Here is an 18,651-nt window from a genome sequence, read left to right as displayed (position 1 = left end):
GAGCGAAGGCAAGACAAGGCAAAAACAGGCGAGGAACGGCTGGGGGCGCACCCGACTTTACGGGTTGTAAATGAGCATTCCGAGCCTGTTTTTAACGCAGGATTGACTGCGTAGCGCCGAAGGCGCCCAGCGCGCAGTAGTTTTCACACGGCCTGCGACGCTCAGGTATGCAATCGGGCCAGTTCTTCCTGGCAATAATCCACGAACAGCTGCACCGGTTTGGTCAGTTGCGTGCGACGCAACCACGCCGCCGATAAGCCCGAGCCGGTGACCGTTTCAGCCAGCGGCACACACACGACCTTTTGCCCGTCATAGGTGTAATCCGAAAACGGCTTGGTCACCAGAATCGAAAAGCCGAAACCGCGCCCCACCATCCCGCGCACCATCTCGATCGACGGCGAGCTGAACACAATGTGCGGCCGCAATCCGAGCTCTTCAAAAATGCTACGAAGTAGGTCCGGCTCGGCACCACGTCGAGCAAAATCATCGGCTCCAGCACCAGCTCATGCAGCGAGACTTTCGCCTGTTGCGCAAACCGGTGATCCGCCGGCAGCAAGGCATAGGGCTGCTGCGGCGGCATCAGCGGCACGGTCTCAATCGTGCTGTCCAGATCGTGTTCGAACAGCATCGCCAGATCAATGCTGCCGGCGGTCAGTGCCTGCACCAACTCCTGCTGCTCGCCATCCCGAATACGGATCTCCACACCCGGCCAGCGCTCTTTGAAGCCGGCGATCAAGCGTGGCAGGTACAGCGGCGCCACCGTTTCAAAACAGCCAATATCGATCTGCCCAGCCACCATGTCATTGTCCGCCAGCGCGTTCTGCTCGAACTCGTGAGCGACCCGCAGCAGCTCAACCGCTTTGCGGTAAAAACGCGACCCGCTCGGCGTCAGCGAAACACCCTGCGCGTGATGCCGGATAAACAGCTGAACGCCAAAGCTGTCTTCCAGGTGCTTGATGGCGGTCGACACCGACGGTTGGGCGATATAGAGCTTGCGAGAGGCTTCAGCCACGCTGCCGCAATCGGCGGTGGTGACGAAATACCGAAGCTGTCGCAGGTTGTAAGCGGCCATGCGGACCTCCAGAAAATTGCGAATCGAACCCCAACACCAACGAGTGTTTTTTGGACGCACGATCATCACTGAACATACCGGAGGCGGAAAAACCGCGGGCACTATTTTTTAAGGTTTGAAGCAACAAACTTAATAATTTATCTATCCCGATGCATTGCACATGATCACTCCAACAAGAAAAGCGTCGCTTGCGCGGCGCTCACTGAAGTACGTCCACGTACTCACTTTGCCTTGGAGTCCGTCATGGTCACCGCAACAACACCCTCCGCCCCGCTTATCGAAAAACACACGATTGGATACGTGCCACCCCAAGATCGCCACGGAAAAGTCAGGGACCTGTTCACCCTCTGGTTCGGCGGCAACATCGCACCGTTACCCATCGTCACCGGCGCCCTGGGTGTGCAACTGTTTCATCTGAACCTGGTGTGGGGCATCGTCGCCATTCTGGTCGGGCATCTGGTCGGCGGAGTGCTGATGGCCCTGCATTCGGCGCAAGGCCCGCAAATGGGCATTCCGCAGATGATCCAGAGCCGCGCCCAGTTCGGCTCGCTCGGCGCACTGCTGGTGGTGCTGATCGCCGGCATCATGTACATCGGCTTCTTCGCCTCCAACATCGTCCTCGCCGGCAAGTCCCTGCACGGCGTGGTCGACAGCGTGCCAGTGCCGGTGGGTATCGTCATCGGCGCCCTCGGTTCGGGCATTATCGGCATCATCGGCTACCGCTTCATCCACGTGCTCAACCGCATCGGCACCTGGGTGCTGGGCGCCGGCATCGTGCTGGGCTTCGGCTACATCTTCACCCACGTGCAGACCGCCGACTTCCTCACCCGCGGCAGCTTCAACATCTCCGGTTGGCTGGCCACCGTGTCGCTGGCCGCGCTCTGGCAAATCGCCTTTGCACCCTACGTGTCCGACTACTCGCGTTACCTGCCGGCCGACGTGCCGGTGGCCTCGACCTTCTGGACCACTTACCTCGGCACCGTGCTCGGCTCCAGCCTCTCGTTCATCTTCGGCGCCGTCGCCGTGCTGGCAACGCCCGTGGGCATGGACACCATGGACGCGGTCAAACTCGCCACCGGCTCCATCGGCCCGTTGATGCTGTTGCTGTTTCTGCTCAGCGTGATCAGCCACAACGCCCTCAACCTGTACGGCGCCGTGCTGTCGCTGATCACCCTGGTGCAGACCTTCGCCGCGCGCTGGATTCCGACCGCCAAGAGCCGCGCGGTACTCTCGATCCTCGTCCTGGCCGCCTGCTGCTTCGCCGCCATCGGCGCCTCGGCGGACTTCATCGGCCACTTCGTCGACATGGTGCTGGTGCTGCTCGTAGTGCTGGTGCCGTGGACCGCGATCAACCTGATCGACTTCTACGCCATCCACAAAGGCCAGTACGACATCGACTCGATCTTCCACGTCGATGGCGGGATTTACGGGCGCTACAACCCGCAGGCACTGCTGGCCTATGCGATCGGGATTGCCGTGCAGATTCCGTTCATGAACACACCGCTGTACGTCGGGCCGATCTCGGCGCACATCGATGGGGCTGACTTGTCCTGGTTGGTGGGGCTGCTGATTACGTCGCCGCTGTATTGGTGGTTGGCGAATCGGGACAGCGCCTACAAGCGTCGGTTGTCGAGCGGGAAACTGGCGAGCGCCGTGTAAGGAACAACGAGCACCTTTTCAATCGTAAAAAACCCGCACCGTGTTGCGTAATGCCCGTCAGATCACGATGGGCATCGGTCAGAACGCTTGAGCACCGCACTGAGGACGCGCTGTCCATATAAGCCGACGCCAAGACCCAACACGATGAGAGCGACTGCAACGATTTTGTTGACTGACAGGCTCTCATTGAAAATTGTGACTGAACCGAGCAGTCCGAATACCGGCACCAATAACGACAATGGAGCGACTGTAGACACTGGATATCGTTTCAGAAGTGAATTCCATACCCAGTAGCCGAATAGTGTATTGGGGTAGACCTGGAACAGGATCGACAGGACGGCGCGGTAGTCGAGTTGATTCACCAATGCGCTGTAACCCGTCGAGCCGTTGACAGCGTAATCCAGCGCGAAAAGAGGGATGGGCGAAAACGCGCTGGACCACACCAGGAAAGCGAAGACCTGGGTGGTCTTCGCTTTTTTGTTGATCACATTGGCCGCACTCCAGGCGACCGCTCCCAGCAGCACCAAAAGCAGCCCGGCCGTCGTGACTGTCCCATCAACAATCGAGATGATGCTCAACAAGCCACAGGAGGCGATACCCATACCCGCTAGTTGGTAGCGGGAAATCGCTTCCTTGAATATCCATGAGCCCAGCAGGATGGTGAAAAACGCGCTGAACTGAAGCACCAGCGAAGCGATGCCTGCTGAAAGACCAGACTGGATGCCAAGGTTGACGATGCCCCAAAGCCCGATACCGAAGACCAGGCCGTAACCCATGATGTAGCGCCACTGCACATCAGGTTTCGGAATGAAAAAGATCGCTGGAAGTGCGCAAAGCGTGAAGCGAATGCCAGCAAGAATCAGCGGGTCAACGCTGCTGAGGCCCAGTTTGATAACCGAGAAATTCACGCCCCATATGGCAGTAATCGAAATGGCGAGTAGCAGGTGCCTGGCTTTCATGCTGATCTTCCTTGATGGGTCGTTGAAGAATTAAACGTGAGAATCCACAGCAGCAAGGCAGCAGCGCTGATCAAGGCGCCCAGCAGACTTACTGCCACCCAGCCCCAGAGCGCATAAACCTGGGTCGCGGCTACCGCTCCCAGCGCACTACCGACCGAGTAGAAGCACATGTATGCGCCGACCATGCGACTTTGGGCGTCGGGTCGTGCAGCAAAAATGAGGCTCTGGTTGGTGACGTGTACCGCTTGCACCGCGAAGTCGAGCAGGACTACGCCGCAGACCAGCGCGATCAGGGACGTCTCGGCAAACGTGATGGGTAACCAGGACAGCGTCAGGAGCCCCAGCGAAATGCCGGTCACTCGTTGCCCCAGGCCTTGATCGGCCCAGCGACCGGCTCTACTGGCAGCAAGGGCACCGGCGACGCCGGCCAAGCCAAACAGGCCGATGGCCGTGTGTGAAAGTGACAGCGGCGGAGCGCTCAACGGCAGCACCATGGATGTCCACAGCACGGAAAAAGCGGCAAAGATCAGTAAGGCCAGAAGGCCTCTGGCGCGTAAAGTGCGTTCGGTAATGAACAGTTTGAAGAGTGAACTTATGAGCGTCAGGTAGGAGTCCTGGTGCCGTGGTGGCGCCGTGACAGGAACCACTTTCCACAACACCGCCGCGATGGTCAGCATCAATCCTGAGGACACGAAGTAAACGGCGCGCCAGCCGGCGATGTCCGCTATCAGGCCAGAGGTAAACCGAGCCAGAAGAATGCCCAGGACAATTCCACTGGTTACCGTCCCCACTGCCTGCCCGCGTTGTGATGGCGTTGCCAACACGGCGGCGTATGCCACCAGAACTTGAACAACCACTGCGAGTAAGCCCATCACGATCATCGCGCCCAACAGGGCCAGCCATTGCTGTGCTGCGCCGATCGCCGCGAGTGCAACCGCAGACAGCAGGACCTGAGTCAGAATCAGCCGCTTACGGTTGACCCTATCGCCCAGTGGGACGATGAACAGCAACCCCAACGCGTAACCCACCTGAGTGGCCGTCACCACGACCCCGATCAATCCTGAGGTGACGCCCAGGCTCTCAGCCATTGAGGCGAGCAAAGGTTGGGCGAAGTAAACGTTGGCGACTGCAAGTGCGCAGGTGACGGAAAACAATAAGGTGAGCGACGGCGAAAGCCCTGGGGACCGGTCGGTCCTGCTGCGTTCTCCGGTATCCGAATGCAGTAATCCCGAAGGCTGTCTGGAGAACCGTTTGGTGGCTGAGTCGGCATCTGCTGTCATGTACACCTCCATGGCGTTAAACTGGTTTCAATTCAGAACTAGATTCCATTGTTGCTGTATCAGGTTTTAAATTGCAACCAGATTGCACCAGGCTGTCGGACAGACTTGGCAACTCCACATTCCGCAAGGTCAAAAAAGATGGTCGAAGATGCCTCACCACACAGCAGCGAATGCCCGGTCGCAAGAACACTGGAGGCCATCGGGGATCGTTGGTCGCTCATGATTATCCGCGACGCGTTTGACGACATTCGCCGATTCAGCGAATTTCAAAAGAGCTTGGGCGTGGCCAAGAATATTCTGGCATCGCGACTGAAGACGCTGGTTGAGGTCGGGGTTTTCGACGTTCGACCGGCGTCAGATGGCAGCGCCTACAAGGAGTACGTCCTTACGGAAAAAGGGCGGGAGATCTTCCCAGTTGTGGTCAGCATGAGGCAGTGGGGCGAACGTTTCCTGTTCAAGCCGCAGGAGACGCGTTCTGTACTGATGGACAACGAGTCCGGTGAGCCTCTGATGCCGATTGATGTTCGCTCATCAAGCGGTCAAAAACTTGGACCGTCTGACTGCCACAGAGTGAGACGTGTTGGCGGCGAGTCGTGAATCGACAGCAGACTAGCCTCGCCCCGGAATCTCCTGACTGACTGGCATTACACGGTGTTGTGGGTTTTTTCTGCTCTTTTTTGCTGGGTGTTTAATAGAATGCTCAGATTGAAAACCCAGACACTGTCGCGTACTACAGTGCCACGAGCCCCCCTATGAACACCCATTTTGAGAGAGCAACATGATCGAGGTCACCGAGGTTTCCATTGCCCAACTACGGGCGGCGCTCGAATCGGGCCAGACCACGGCGGTTGAACTGGTGCAGGCCTACCTCGCCCGAATCGATGCCTACGACGGCCCCGACACGCCCACCGCCCTTAACGCTGTGGTGGTGCGCAACCCCGAGGCGCTGAACGAGGCGCAGGCGTCCGATGCCCGCCGCGCCAAAGGCGAGACGCTGGGCCCGCTCGATGGCATTCCCTACACGGCCAAGGACAGTTATCTGGTGAAGGGGCTGACCGCTGCGTCCGGAAGCCCCGCCTTCGCCAACCTGATGGCCTGTCGCGATGCGTTCACCATCGAACGGCTGCGCGCGGCCGGCGCCATCTGCCTGGGCAAGACCAACATGCCGCCCATGGCCAACGGAGGCATGCAGCGCGGGGTCTACGGCCGTGCAGAAAGCCCGTACAACGCTGACTACCTCACCGCCCCTTTCGCCTCCGGCTCATCGAACGGCGCCGGTACTGCCACCGCCGCCAGCTTCGCGGCCTTCGGCCTCGCGGAAGAAACCTGGTCCAGCGGACGCGGCCCTGCCTCCAACAACGGACTGTGCGCCTACACGCCGTCACGCGGGGTGATCTCGGTGCGCGGTAACTGGCCGTTGACGCCGACCATGGACGTTGTGGTGCCGTTCGCCAGAACCATGGCCGACCTGCTCGAAGTGCTCGACGTGGTGGTGGCCGAAGACCCCGACACACGCGGCGACCTGTGGCGGATGCAACCCTGGGTGCCGATCCCGAGCGTCGCCTCGGTGCGTCCCGCCTCCTACGTGGCGCTTGCCGCCAATCCCGATGCACTCGCCGGAAAGCGCTTCGGCATTCCGCGGATGTACATCAACGCCGACCCCGAAGCCGGCACCTCTGAAGCGCCGGGCATCGGTGGCCCGACCGGGCAACGAATCAACACCCGTGCCTCGGTGATCGGGCTCTGGGAACAGGCTCGCCAGGCACTCGAAGCCGCTGGCGCCGAAGTGATCGACGTCGACTTCCCGCTGGTCTCCAATTGCGAAGGCGACCGCCCCGGTGCGCCGACCGTGTTCAATCGCGGCATCGTCTCCAAAGAGTTCCTCCACCATGAACTGTGGGACCTGACCGCGTGGGCGTTCGATGACTTCCTGCAAGCCAACGGCGATCCAAAATTGAATCGCCTGGTCGACGTCAACGGACCGCTGATCTTCCCCCACGACCCCGGCACCCTGCCCAACCGCGAAGGCGACCTCGCCGCCGGCATGGACGAATACGTACGGATGGCCGAGCGCGGCATCACGCCGTGGGACCAGATCGCCACAGTACCCGACGGCCTGCGAGGGCTTGAACAGACCCGTAAAATCGACCTTGAAGACTGGATGGACCGGCTCGGCCTCGATGCCGTGCTGTTCCCAACCGTCGCCGACGTCGGCCCGGCGAATGCAGATGTCGACCCGACGTCTGCCGACATCGCCTGGAGCAACGGCATCTGGGTCGCCAACGGCAACCTCGCCATCCGCCACCTCGGCGTGCCCACGGTCACTGTACCGATGGGTGTGATGCCGGACATCGGCATGCCGGTTGGGCTGACCTTTGCCGGTCGTGCGTATGATGATTCGACGTTGCTGCGGCTGGCTTCGGCGTTCGAGGCGACGGGGACGAAGCGGATGATTCCGCCGAGGACTCCGGTGTTGCGGAAGTAGAACGGATCACTGCGCATAAAAAATCCGATGCCCGTTCAGGCATCGGATTTTGATTGAATTCGATCAGGACGTCGGGTTCGCCCGGCGAGCCATTTGATCAGCGTTTCATGGATTCACACTGGTTGCGCAGGTCATGATTATCGATATTTCCGCAACTGCCATTGCCGCTTTTGGCATTGCAAAGGGCGCGTTGGTCATGGTCGTCAATGTTGCCGCAAGAACCATTGCCGGTTTCCGCGTTGCACGTACTACGCAAATCATGATTGTCGATATTTCCGCAGCTACCGTTGCCCATCTTGGCATTGCAATAGGCGCGCTGGTCATGGTCGTCAATGTTGCCGCAAGAACCATTGCCGGTTTCTGCGTTGCACGCATTACGCAAATCGTGATTGTCGATATTTCCGCAGCTGCCATTGCCGCTTTTGGCATTGCAATAAGCGCGCTGGTCGTGGTCGTCAATGTTGCCGCAACTGGCATAGGCGTAGCCGCTGAGCATCAACAACATCGCAATTATTAGCCTCATTACACTCTTCCATGGTTTGCCAGGAAACAGCCTGGCACTGCTTGATCCCAGATGATTGAGCGTCGCGATACGCTATCAAATTGACATCATTTTATAGAAAAGTTCCGGCCTGGAATACGAAGTCACCGGGACTCGGCCATCCCGATCTCTACTCACCAGAAATACCGCCACAGCCCACGATTTCAAAACCGTTGAAATCGTGGGCTGTCCCCAAATCCACTCTTACAGGGCGGGTATCAAGGTCGGTGAGGTGATCAACTTCTCAATCAGCGAGGCGATATCCTTCGCACCAAAACACCGGAATTTAACGCTGCCAGCGTCGGTATCCAGACGGACGATCTTCGTGATAAACCCACCTTCAATGCTGACCTTTCGGACCAATGCCAGTGGGAGTTCAATATCCAGGGTTCCATCCTGAACGGCGCGGTTCAGAGCATTGGCGCTCAAGCGAACCACATGTTGAGTAACCACAAGCCCCCCGCCAACCCACAGCCCTCCGTATGCTTCCTTGAAGGCCTCCAGCACGTCGGCCAACGCATCCACATCGCCACTCTCGGCCACGGTGTATAAATCGCTAACGGTGCTGTAATCCACCTCGGCATCGGCCACCAGAAAATTGACCAGCTTCCACTTCAAAACCTTTTCAACCATCCTGGCATCTCCATAATTTGAGTAGCAGTCCAAAAACTCATACGCCTGTTTTGCCCGGGGCAGCCGCCGAGCCATGAGACCTGAAGGCCAATAAATTTTAAATACCGGGACAGACCATGATTTCAACAACCGTTGAAATCATGGCCTGCCCCTAGGTCTACCCCAAATCCATTTTACCAAGGGGGATGATTCCAGTGGGCGAAGGTATGAATTGGGTTGGCTCGCTACGAACGCAGTCTGCCAATCGCCCGCCGATATTTTTCAATTCGCTCCAGATCTTCCCAGGACGGCTGTGCGATTCGGGACAGGTCACTGTTCTCTTCAAGGTCAGCCAGCTTGACCACACGGCCTATCGGGTTCTGCGCCGCTCGTTCGACGAACAGCTCGTAGGACTCTCCCGGCAGCTTGGTGACAGACTCAATGGCCGCCAGCACCGGTTCACTGAAGCCTTCTTGACGCAAATCATCGAGGCTGACGCCGCAGTCCTCAACCACGTCATGCAGAACCGCCACGATCCGTTCTTCCAGGGTGCTGACCCTCAGCATCACTTTCAGCGGGTGCAGGATGTACGGCGAACCGCCCTTGTCGACCTGCCCTTCGTGAGCGGCAGCAGCAATGGCGATGGCACGTTCCAGTGTTTGAGTCATCTCGGTTTTCCTTGGCTACAAAGCCGTAGCGGTTGCTCACGTAGATGCCGAGCTTGAGCCAACCCGCGACGGACTTCCACTCCCCACGCTCGGCGCTGCCGAAGGCTCGGGCCGCGTTCGGACGATCTCTTGATTTTCAGCTCCGAAACTCTCGTAGGAATCCACCCACCGTGGCGAGGGAGCTTGCCCCCGTTGGGCTGCGAAGCAGCCCCAAGCCCTACCTCCAAAATTCCTCAGACACTCTGCAACGCCCGATTTTACGACGGCTACGCCGCCGAACGGGGGCAAGCCCCCTCGCCACAATGGCCGCGTAGCGTCCTACACCCCGGTTGCAGCCCCCAAAATCGACACCTAAAGTTGGTCTGTCGCAGACATTCGTTGGCGATAGGGTTTCGCAGCCCTTAAGATTGACACCTTGTTCCGTCAGGCTCGGCCGGTTCCCGGCTGCGTATCGTTTTATGGCGGTTGTGCGTGGGAGACCTTCGGGTCTGCCGGGTCATGGTGTTAATCCTCCGGTCTGCGAACCCGCGTACAGCTGCCACCCAATTTGTTTCGCAGCAGACAAGGTGGCAATTCTTCTTTTGTGAGGATTAACACCATGACAACTCAACACCCGCCCCACCGCTTCACCCCCATGTCCCAATTCGCCACCGACTGCCCAGTCCTGCACATTGACAGCGACGTCCCGCTACGCGAACTCCACAACTGCGTCAGCGAACGCCTCAACGCCGTCCTCAAATACCTGAACCTCATGGCCTGCACCAGCCTGCCCGACTACGCCGAGAACGACATCAACACCGTCACCAATATTGCTCGGATCATGGTCCAGGATGTTGCTGATGTATTTGGGGTGATTGAGCAGCGTGGGTTTGATACGCCCAAAGGGCAGTGAGCAAATTTCAGTCGCAAAAAAACCGCATTGCTGCGGTTTTTGTTACTTGCTTACATTCCGTTTTTATTATGCGAGCAGCGGTTAGTCGATTACGACTGACCACTTCCGGCCAGGAGCGGTCACTTGGCTGGATACTTTCGACCTATTCCGGTCCCTCGTGTCTGCGAGCTAAAGCCATTTCTTAGCGTCCGAGTGAGGGCGGCCCATAGAGCTCAGTTTCCCAGTCTTCAAGAGGCGGCGTTACTTTGAAAGATGGGTCGCAGTATGACCTTAAGTAGTCAGTCGCTCTCCTTTGGGCGCAGGTGAAATTGAGCACGTTGCCTTCACTGTCCATCTCTATTACGTTCGCGAATATCGCGAAGACCATCTCAATTGCACTCGGCTCAGAGCCATAAATGTCGAGGTACTCCACGTTTTCAAGCATGTAGTGGCTTCCACTTGCCATGAAGTACGCAAACGTTCGGAGTGCTCCACTGAAATCATTACTTAGCTTCTTCATGTGCATTTTCTTTTAGTAAATATTCTGGATTTAACTGCTTCATAATCAAGCATCTGCTTTTTGTCGTTTTATTGCGGTCGAGACAGGCCGGAACCGATCCAAGTCGGCCTTTCGCGAGCGCACTTAAACTTCGGCTCTCAGGCGCTTAAGGTAGTCCAACTTTGATTCGAGAAGTATTTTTCGAATTTTCGCTTCAAGATGGCGATATCCGTCCCCCGAAATCATTCCTACACGCTGAAAGTGAAGCGCAATCTCTTTCTCGATATATTCACCAAACGCTTTTTCTGAGTCAGTGATTGTCGCCCATAATTTTTTCACCTCGGCTTCATCAAGGCTCCATTCAACTTCCCACTTTGCTACTAACTCCTGCCACATGTCGCCTATCGTGGAATATAACATCCCAGAGTTTTGCAAGGCTTGAACCGAACTTCCAAATGCTCCGCGCGAAGCGCCAGGGCGAAGTTTTTGCTCGATAATCTCGTACGTTGCTCTTGCGAAGCTCATCGCGCTTTCAAACCAGCGACGCAGTTGGTCTGCACTGACCAAGCGAAAATTCGCTTCGTGAGCGGCGATATGGCGGGCGGCGAATATGTCTTGGATATTACTAATTAGCTGGTTGGCATCGTTGACAACTATCTCGCCATACTCTATTGGGTATTCGTTAGGATCACCCATGATTGCTTCTTCAGGCGGCTCTACGAATTCTCGCACCGCAGATAGGCTTTCTTTAAAGTCTCGGTAGCCAGCATCACCATCAAATAGAGTGTCGAAATGCTTGATTATTTGATCCGCACTACTAATGCTAACATTATGGCTAACCAGATCACCAAAAGTTATTTCCTTGCGACTTAATGCCTTAGTAAGCTCAAAGTCAAATGTTAGGTCCTTAAATTTCTTAGCTCTTTCCAAATAAGGGCTATTTTCTTCATCGATGAGAATTTTCAAACATGCCCTGGAAAAAGCTTCAAGACAGGAAGCGATAGCCACGACATGAAGCGAAATTTGATAAGGTTCAGGAGAATTGAGCGACGAGAAGCCGTTGTGCAACGTGACAAGCTCACTCATACCAGCATATTCCCAGTATTCAGCCCGCGATTTTTTCTCAGCGACAAAATTCAACTGGTTTCTCTTGGACATGGCTCCCTCAAATTCTGTCAGGCTAATTAAAAAGCGGCATCAAGCGGATTCGATAGATTTGATTCGTTTCCTTATCGATACCTGAAGAATGGCGTTGACCACCTGTAGAGTCAAAGTGCTGTTCATTTCTATCACAAACCCCGCTTTTCAAACACTTTCGGCCAAAAGCATCTTAGTCTGACTGCCCGCTTTTGGCCGATTGCTGCCCATGGCGATGGATAGCAAACGACCCAAAGCTGCCTCTCAGAGAGCTAAAACTGAGGTTGTCACTCGTCAAACAGAGTCCAGCCATGGCAAATGCCGTCAAAGTCTTTTGCCGTAAAAAATAATACAAGTTCCTCTGGGTAAAATTTTTTGTACAGCCAGTGTCCAGAAACAGGGCCTCGCGTTATCACGTATTCCAAGCGGTACTTTTGAACAGCTCCAGAACTGAAGGAGGCTGAATTCAACTCAAATTTGTCACCTTGGTTGAGCGCCCATAGCTTTCCAACAAGGCTATCATCAAGTACCACCTCTTCAGCTGTCGCCATCAGATGCCGTGCATGAAGTTTTTTTTGAAGCCTAACGCTTCTGGCCATAGATCAACCTACCTATAAACAGTCCGAGCATCGGCATAATAATACTGGAACACGGAGATGACCGCTTTAGGTCGGAGGCGGCCCTTGATGATAGACAGCAACCGGCCATTAGCAGACGTTCGATCAGGGACTGTTTCACTACCATTGCCCATACTAGCCCCAAGCTATTAATTTGCTATTATGGACCCGCTTCGTCTGCTTGCTGGTCGAGCCGCCACGCGGCGTTGAACCGAGTTTGCCAGACGGCAGCGTTATCTCTTCGGAGGGCGCTGTGCGGGTCGCGACCAAGATAGCCGTTCAGGTATCTGGGTCTCCCGAAGGTAGTGAGTGTTGCCCGACTGCTGCGTCAACAACCGTAACTCTGTCCTTTTATTGGGCGCGCCAGACGGTTGGCAGCTTTGTTTTCAGTGCGGCGCTCGACGTCAAATTGCGTGAGGCGCAGTTGACCGATAGGACGAAAAAGGTACGATTCTTCGCACCCCTTGCGCCCAGGAGGCCTATATGTGTCCATGCAAAAACGTGCCAATGTGGCGCGTGCGGCAGTTAGGCTCTTTGTAGCTGCCCTCTGCTTCGTCTGCTTGCTGGTCGAGCCGCCACGCGGCGTTGAACCGAGTTTGCCAGACGGCAGCGTTATCTCTTCGGAGGGCGCTGTGCGGGTCGCGACCAAGATAGCCGTTCAGGTATCTGGGTCTCCCGAAGGTAGTTATTCCCTGTAGCAGTTGGGTGAGAGAGAACTGGTGATGCCCAACAACACAAGGATCGTCTGAGTGAGCAGACTGTATAAGGACATCTGTAGTCAACGAACCCTTTACGGCGCGTGGAGGAAGGTGCGAAGTAGCGCATTCTTTTCGTCCTCCGACGAAATAAGACGAGACGCTGAAGAGTTCGAGAGTCGACTGCCTGACTCATTGATTGAAATTCAGCGATCTCTATCAAAGCAGACATTCGCGTTTCTCCAACAGACCGGAGTTGCCCAAAAGAAGCCGGGCGGAAAATCTCGTCCTTTGGTGCTTTCCCCTATCCCCAATCGCGTAGTTCAACGTGCCTTGCTCGACGTTCTACAACGCCGTGTGCGGCTTGTTAGAAAAGTGCTCGACACTCCAACGAGCTATGGGGGAATACCTGCGAAACGCGTTGCTATGGCCATCTCTGACGCTAGGGATGCTATGCGTAACGGTGCCCGCTTCCATATTCGTTCGGACATTCCGGCCTTCTTTACCAAGATAAATAAAGACCGTGTCCAAGACTTGTTACGTTCCCACATCAACTGCGATGCAACGCTCAAACTCCTTGACCTAGCGATCACGACCGACCTCGCTAACATCGACGACTTGAGACGGCAGGGGCTCGACGAGATATTTCCGATAGGAATCGAAGGTGTAGCGCAAGGCTCACCTTTATCCCCGTTGTTAGCCAATATCTACCTGGCCGATTTCGACGTAGCCATGAACGCCGATGGCATCACCTGCCTTCGTTACATTGATGACTTCCTGCTTCTTGGAGAAAGTCTTAGCGATGTAGATCGTGCCTTCAACAGGGCTTTAAAGGTGCTAGGCAAAATAGGCTTGAGCGCCTACGACCCACGTGCAGATAAAGTAAAAGCGTCTCGGGGATCCACAGACAAGGGCTTCGACTTCCTAGGCTGCAATGTATCTCCAGGGCTAGTCCAGCCTAGCGAAGCAACTCGTAAGCGCTTCAAAGTGAAGCTGGGGGCCGAATTTAAGACAGCCGCTCATGCCCTTCGATACAACGCAGAGTATAAAGACGGTAACGGTAAGTACTCCTATTCATCAGCCCTCTACCGAATCGACAAAATCATCTTGGGATGGGGAAAGGCGTTTACGTTCTGCAATGGCTCTCAGTCCATGAAAGCCCTAGACGATTTCGTCTCTCAACAGCTCATGTCTCTTGAAGCAACAAAGACAACAGTGCTAGCGAAGGCGGATGGCGAGGCGCGAAGGAGAGTGTTAGGGGTTCGGTTACTGAGCGGCACTCAGGTTACAACTGATTAATAATGTTTTGGGCGCAAAAGCTTGCGCGCCGTCCCGCGTCAATACCCTCACTACCGGCAACTCAAAAAACCATTGAGTAATTGCGCAGGGACACCGGCAGGATTCCTCAAAAGGAGGCATCTCCGTTGGGAGAACCACATCAAACGCTGGGCAATATCGGAGGAAGATTGGGCTGCGTGATGCAGAACCCCGCTTTAGCCAATCGCAACGTCTGCAATTGGCGCCTAGCGATCATAGCCTCACAGAGATAGACCATCGTCCTGAGATGGTGTTGGTCGACGAGAACGTTCCTTGATTATCTCAACGACCTCGCTTACGGGCACATCAGTCCTGATCAACTCATCTGCGATATCAGCATTATCCTCTGTGAGGTTGGGCAGCTTCGTCCTGACCTCCTGCAACTTCCTAATTCTAGGGTCGTACGAAAGCTCGGGATTGGTGAGAGTGGGTACAAGTGCGTCGTCTTGATTGCCATCATCCCCATCAGGTAAATCTGACTTATTTTTATCTGGCATGCAGAGACTCCATTAAGTGATTGAGTAGGCTACATATTTTTTATTCCACATAGCAAGCCTGTGCCTTGCAACGGGGTATTTGGCCTGAGGTTTCCGCCACTCGGCGCACCAGCAGAGCTTGTCCTCCACTGTCCGTTTTGGGTCGTTTTCTGCCTCTCTCGACGAGCAGAAAACGACTGTGGATTCAACCGGTCAGGATGACGACCAGCAATCACAACCAAACAATCTAAGCTCATCCGAACGGGACCTTATCGTGCTTCAGAAGACTCGCCATTTTGGTCTATCGGCTTGCTGCTAAATGGCACATGTCGACTCTGTGCATCACGTTACGCGGTGAACTCTGCCGCCCAAGCGACACACTCATTGGCTCGGGGTCCCTTCCACACGCACATCCGGAGGCACCATCATGATCCGCGTCCTGTTGACCGCTTTTATACTGTTTGCTCTAAGCATCCCGGCACATGCTCAGGTGACGCCATTTCCTGCCTCCTTTCGTATTCAGGACATCCCTGTAGAAGGCGTCACACTGCATGTTCGGGTCGGCGGCAAGGGGCCGGCCGTGGTGCTGTTGCATGGCTTTGGCGATACCGGCGATATGTGGGCGCCACTGGCTGCCGATTTGGCCCGGGATCACACGGTCGTGGTGCCGGACCTTCGCGGCATGGGCTTGTCGTCGATCCCGGACAGCGGCTACGACAAGAAGACCCAGGCGGGCGACATCCGTGCAGTGTTGGCCGCGCTGGGTATCGAACACTCGGTGGTCATCGGCCACGACATCGGCACCATGGTCGCGTACGCCTACGCCGCGCGTTATCCGCAGCGTACCGATCGTCTGGTGGTGATGGATGCGCCCGTGCCGGGCATTCCGCCCTGGAACGAGATTGTCCGCTCACCGATGCTTTGGCACTTCGACTTTGGCGGGCCGGATGCTGAACGTCTGGTGGCCGGTCGTGAGCGCATCTACCTGGACCGGTTCTGGAACGAGTTCGCGGGCAATCCCACCAAGGTGGATGAAGCAACCCGTCAGCATTACGCCAAGCTCTATGCCCGCCCCGGCGCCATGCACGCAGCCTTCGCCCAGTTCCGCAGCATTCGTCAGGATGAGGTGGACAACAAAGCCTCGATGGCGACGCGACTGACCATGCCGGTGCTGGCCATTGGTGGTGAAAAGTCTTTTGGAAGTAATGAAGCGATCGTGATGCGCAACGCGGCGGACAAGGTCACGGAAGTGGTGGTGCCGGGGGCAGGACATTGGCTGATGGAAGAGGCGCCGACACAGACTACTCGGGCGGTTCGGGACTTTATTGCCCAGTGATGGGTTGAGGTCTCGGAGGGGATTATTGGAGGGCACTGCACTCAGGGCCTGCCCCGCGTTCATTTAAGGGGCTAGACGATAGCTGTAAATAAATCCTCCTCTTTTTCCATTTGCAGTGATCGAGCAGCGTGGGTTTGATACGCCCAAGGAGTAGCGACCCGCATTTAGTCGCAAAAAAACCGCATTGCTGCGGTTTTTTGTTGCCTGCTTACATTCTGTTTTTATCCTGCGGGAAGCGGTTAGTCGATTACGACTGACCGCTTCCAAAAGCGGAATCCAGGTCGCGAAACTTTCTACTCGCTGTGGGTTGCACACACAGGATGCTGGGGCGTGTCACTCTGAGCCCAGGTTGACGATGGCGATCACCTTCCAGGTCTTCTCGCCCTCGTGCAGTATCGGCTCGTCGGGGAACCGGTAGTTGCTCATGACCTGCAACACCGCTTGGTCGATGGCGCTATCGCCCGAACTTTCCAGCGGCGATATCAGGGGTATAACGGAACCAGGGGCGTATTCCAACTGGAGCTTTACCGGCTTGATAGCCGGGGCTGGCTTGAACTCCTTCGACAATTTTATTTGCGCATCCGTTATCTTTCTACTGAGCCTGTCCCTTACGCTACTGAGCCAGATTTCGTTGTAGCGCTTTTCCTGTTCGGCATTCAGAGCCAAGCCTTTGGCGCGCAGCCGTTGAACGCCCTTCCAGGCGTCATCCCCGATGTACTTGATAGCGTTGAAGTAAAGCGCCAACGCTCCCTCAAGATCCTGAGGGCCACCTTTGCCGTCCTCCATGAGTCCGGCCAACTGTATCTTACTGCGGGTACTCTCGGATTTGGTGGCGGCACGCTGGTAAAACTGCCTGGCCTTCACGTAGTTAGGCGGCCCGCCGATGCCTTCTTCCTCCATGCGACCGAGTTGGTAATTGGCCGACACTTCCACGTCGGCCACGGATTGATAGAGGGCCTTGGCCTTCGGTATGTCTTGCGGCACGCCATGGCCATGCTCATACAAATCGCCGAGCATGGTCTTGCAAAGGAGGTCGCCGTTCTCGCTGCGCTTGCGGATGTATTCGACCTGCTCCCAGGTGATGGCATCCTGATCCCGGTAGTACCAGCAGCGGAAGTTGGCGAACCGATCGTCCTGAGTGCCGGAGCCGATGCTTTGGCACCCGGAAAGAATCAAGGCAAATCCAAGTAATGACAATAAGCTGAAACGGTGAAATGAGGCATCCATGCGGGCGTACTTCGTCAACGGAGAATGATGGCACTTTAACATTTGCCGTTAGCTTGTACCGCATGAATGGTTGCTCCTTGGGATAATTAGCCAAGAGACAGCCGATGGGCACATTGTCAAACGCGTCTGCCTCTCAAGCTTTCACACAGCTTGCAAAAATGGGGCGAACGGGGCTAGATCGCCTTTAAACGTCAATTCACCACATGTCTCGTCGCCAGGGTCTATCAATGCTGCTGAGTTTTCATAAGATGCACGCCAATGGTGATGACTTCGTTATCGTGGACTCGCGAAACTCGTCCAATCCAATGACAAGTAACATGGCGCGGCGGATGGGGGATCGGAACCAAGGAGTCGGATTCAATCAACTCGTAGTGGTGCTCGATTGCGATGATGCAGATGCGCGCTTGATGTTTTGGAATGCAGATGGCTCCACGCTGGACGTTTGCGGCAGCGCAACGCGGGGTGTCGCGGATATGCTGATGCGCGAATCAAACATTACTTCGATAGCGCTCCGAACCAACCGTGGTCTCCTGACTTGCGAACGAACCTCAACCGGCGCAATTTCGGTCGACATGGGAGAGCCGCTTTTCGGCTGGTCGGACATTCCTCTGGCTCTGGAAATGGACTCTGATGTTTTGCCACTTGCTGGCAGCCCAACAGCTTGCAGCATGGGAAATCCGCACTGCACCTATTTTGTGGATGATCTAACAACTGTTGATATCGCGACAATTGGACCGACAATTGAAACCAACCCCCTATTTCCCCTCAGGACGAACGTACATTTCGTCCAGATCATTGACCGAAAGCACATTCGATTGCGCATTTGGGAGCGCTGGGGCGGTATTCCGCTTGGTTCAGGTTCCTGCTCTTGTGGCGCCGCTGTTAACGGAATTCGTCGTGGCTTGCTAGACAACTCCGTTGAGGTGGAATGTGATGGCGGGACTGTAACGGTTCACTGGGATGGCGTGGGACCTGTCTTTCTGACAGGACCGGTCGAGACGATTTTTTCGGGAATAATCACGGACAGCCTGTTGCAGGCTTTGTAGTTTCTATATCTGTGACAAACAGAGGAATTAATCATTCACAACCAAAAGTTGGTATTTGTTGCGCAATAAATGGGTGAACTATTAGCCTTGACTTGAGATCGGTTAATGCCCCCTTTTTCAAGGTCATTTACTTATCTGGCGGCAGTGACGCCTA

The 18,651-nt window shown here is 55.7% G+C and carries 17 protein-coding genes and 1 pseudogene; 7 read left to right on the top strand and 11 right to left on the bottom strand.

Going from position 1 to position 18,651, the window contains the following annotated elements:
- Nucleotides 1–161 precede the first annotated feature (161 nt).
- Nucleotides 162–1,072: pseudogene (locus AC1DIG_RS27515) on the bottom strand (LysR family transcriptional regulator).
- A 243-nt stretch (nucleotides 1,073–1,315) separates the two neighbouring features.
- Here AC1DIG_RS27515 and AC1DIG_RS27510 point away from each other — a divergent pair.
- A complete protein-coding gene (locus tag AC1DIG_RS27510; protein ID WP_477769842.1) occupies nucleotides 1,316–2,731 on the top strand; it encodes a purine-cytosine permease family protein in 1,416 nt (471 codons plus the stop codon).
- Between the two features lie 62 nt (nucleotides 2,732–2,793).
- Here the strand turns inward: AC1DIG_RS27510 and AC1DIG_RS27505 are convergent, their stop codons facing one another.
- On the bottom strand, nucleotides 2,794–3,690 hold the full coding sequence (locus AC1DIG_RS27505; protein ID WP_477769841.1) for an EamA family transporter: 897 nt from the start codon (nucleotides 3,688–3,690) through the stop codon (nucleotides 2,794–2,796).
- Nucleotides 3,687–4,970, bottom strand: a complete 1,284-nt coding sequence (locus AC1DIG_RS27500) for an MFS transporter (RefSeq protein WP_477769840.1) — start codon at nucleotides 4,968–4,970, stop codon at nucleotides 3,687–3,689. Before AC1DIG_RS27500 ends, AC1DIG_RS27505 begins: the two co-directional genes overlap by 4 nt.
- A gap of 138 nt (nucleotides 4,971–5,108) precedes the next feature.
- Here AC1DIG_RS27500 and AC1DIG_RS27495 point away from each other — a divergent pair, with 138 nt between their 5' ends.
- Both AC1DIG_RS27495 and AC1DIG_RS27490 read left to right on the top strand, forming a co-directional pair.
- The gene (locus AC1DIG_RS27495) at nucleotides 5,109–5,567 is read left to right on the top strand and encodes a winged helix-turn-helix transcriptional regulator (RefSeq protein WP_477769839.1); all 459 of its coding nucleotides are present in this window, start codon (nucleotides 5,109–5,111) and stop codon (nucleotides 5,565–5,567) included.
- 181 nt (nucleotides 5,568–5,748) lie between these two features.
- The gene (locus AC1DIG_RS27490) at nucleotides 5,749–7,455 is read left to right on the top strand and encodes an amidase (RefSeq protein WP_477769838.1); all 1,707 of its coding nucleotides are present in this window, start codon (nucleotides 5,749–5,751) and stop codon (nucleotides 7,453–7,455) included.
- A 97-nt stretch (nucleotides 7,456–7,552) separates the two neighbouring features.
- On the opposite strand, the gene AC1DIG_RS27485 is transcribed toward AC1DIG_RS27490, so the two are convergent.
- From AC1DIG_RS27485 to AC1DIG_RS27475, 3 genes are all read right to left on the bottom strand, one after another.
- Nucleotides 7,553–7,978, bottom strand: coding sequence for a hypothetical protein (locus AC1DIG_RS27485; protein ID WP_477769837.1), 426 nt, complete (start codon nucleotides 7,976–7,978; stop codon nucleotides 7,553–7,555).
- Nucleotides 7,979–8,200: 222 nt separating this feature from the next.
- The gene (locus AC1DIG_RS27480; protein WP_477769836.1) at nucleotides 8,201–8,629 is read right to left on the bottom strand and encodes a hypothetical protein; all 429 of its coding nucleotides are present in this window, start codon (nucleotides 8,627–8,629) and stop codon (nucleotides 8,201–8,203) included.
- A 224-nt stretch (nucleotides 8,630–8,853) separates the two neighbouring features.
- A complete protein-coding gene (locus AC1DIG_RS27475) occupies nucleotides 8,854–9,276 on the bottom strand; it encodes an HD domain-containing protein (protein ID WP_477769835.1) in 423 nt (140 codons plus the stop codon).
- A gap of 598 nt (nucleotides 9,277–9,874) precedes the next feature.
- Here AC1DIG_RS27475 and AC1DIG_RS27470 point away from each other — a divergent pair.
- Complete coding sequence (locus AC1DIG_RS27470) at nucleotides 9,875–10,168, top strand: fructose-bisphosphate aldolase (protein WP_477769834.1); 294 nt, start codon at nucleotides 9,875–9,877, stop codon at nucleotides 10,166–10,168.
- A 181-nt stretch (nucleotides 10,169–10,349) separates the two neighbouring features.
- Here AC1DIG_RS27470 and AC1DIG_RS27465 read toward each other — a convergent pair whose 3' ends face one another.
- The 3 genes from AC1DIG_RS27465 to AC1DIG_RS27455 form a co-directional block, all read right to left on the bottom strand.
- Complete coding sequence (locus AC1DIG_RS27465) at nucleotides 10,350–10,667, bottom strand: DUF7677 family protein (protein ID WP_477769833.1); 318 nt, start codon at nucleotides 10,665–10,667, stop codon at nucleotides 10,350–10,352.
- Nucleotides 10,668–10,790: 123 nt separating this feature from the next.
- Nucleotides 10,791–11,804: a hypothetical protein gene (locus tag AC1DIG_RS27460; RefSeq protein WP_477769832.1), complete on the bottom strand. Its 1,014-nt coding sequence runs from the start codon at nucleotides 11,802–11,804 to the stop codon at nucleotides 10,791–10,793.
- 266 nt (nucleotides 11,805–12,070) lie between these two features.
- Nucleotides 12,071–12,382, bottom strand: coding sequence for a hypothetical protein (locus tag AC1DIG_RS27455; RefSeq protein WP_477769831.1), 312 nt, complete (start codon nucleotides 12,380–12,382; stop codon nucleotides 12,071–12,073).
- Between the two features lie 767 nt (nucleotides 12,383–13,149).
- Here AC1DIG_RS27455 and AC1DIG_RS27450 point away from each other — a divergent pair.
- Nucleotides 13,150–14,394 (top strand): reverse transcriptase domain-containing protein, encoded by a 1,245-nt coding sequence (locus tag AC1DIG_RS27450; protein WP_477769830.1) that lies wholly within the window; start codon nucleotides 13,150–13,152, stop codon nucleotides 14,392–14,394.
- 239 nt (nucleotides 14,395–14,633) lie between these two features.
- Here AC1DIG_RS27450 and AC1DIG_RS27445 read toward each other — a convergent pair whose 3' ends face one another.
- Nucleotides 14,634–14,909, bottom strand: coding sequence for a hypothetical protein (locus AC1DIG_RS27445; protein WP_477769829.1), 276 nt, complete (start codon nucleotides 14,907–14,909; stop codon nucleotides 14,634–14,636).
- Between the two features lie 406 nt (nucleotides 14,910–15,315).
- Between AC1DIG_RS27445 and AC1DIG_RS27440 the strand changes: the two genes are divergently transcribed.
- Complete coding sequence (locus tag AC1DIG_RS27440; RefSeq protein ID WP_477769828.1) at nucleotides 15,316–16,224, top strand: alpha/beta fold hydrolase; 909 nt, start codon at nucleotides 15,316–15,318, stop codon at nucleotides 16,222–16,224.
- A gap of 333 nt (nucleotides 16,225–16,557) precedes the next feature.
- On the opposite strand, the gene AC1DIG_RS27435 is transcribed toward AC1DIG_RS27440, so the two are convergent.
- Entirely contained in the window at nucleotides 16,558–17,451 is an 894-nt protein-coding gene (locus tag AC1DIG_RS27435; RefSeq protein WP_477769827.1) for a tetratricopeptide repeat protein, read from the bottom strand.
- 227 nt (nucleotides 17,452–17,678) lie between these two features.
- Between AC1DIG_RS27435 and dapF the strand changes: the two genes are divergently transcribed.
- Complete coding sequence (gene dapF, locus AC1DIG_RS27430; protein WP_477769826.1) at nucleotides 17,679–18,497, top strand: diaminopimelate epimerase; 819 nt, start codon at nucleotides 17,679–17,681, stop codon at nucleotides 18,495–18,497.
- Nucleotides 18,498–18,651 lie beyond the last annotated feature (154 nt).

Source organism: Pseudomonas sp. 05N431 (assembly GCF_056397005.1).
The sequence above is the reverse complement of the archived record's forward strand: the minus strand, read 5'-3'. Positions and strand labels throughout refer to the sequence as shown.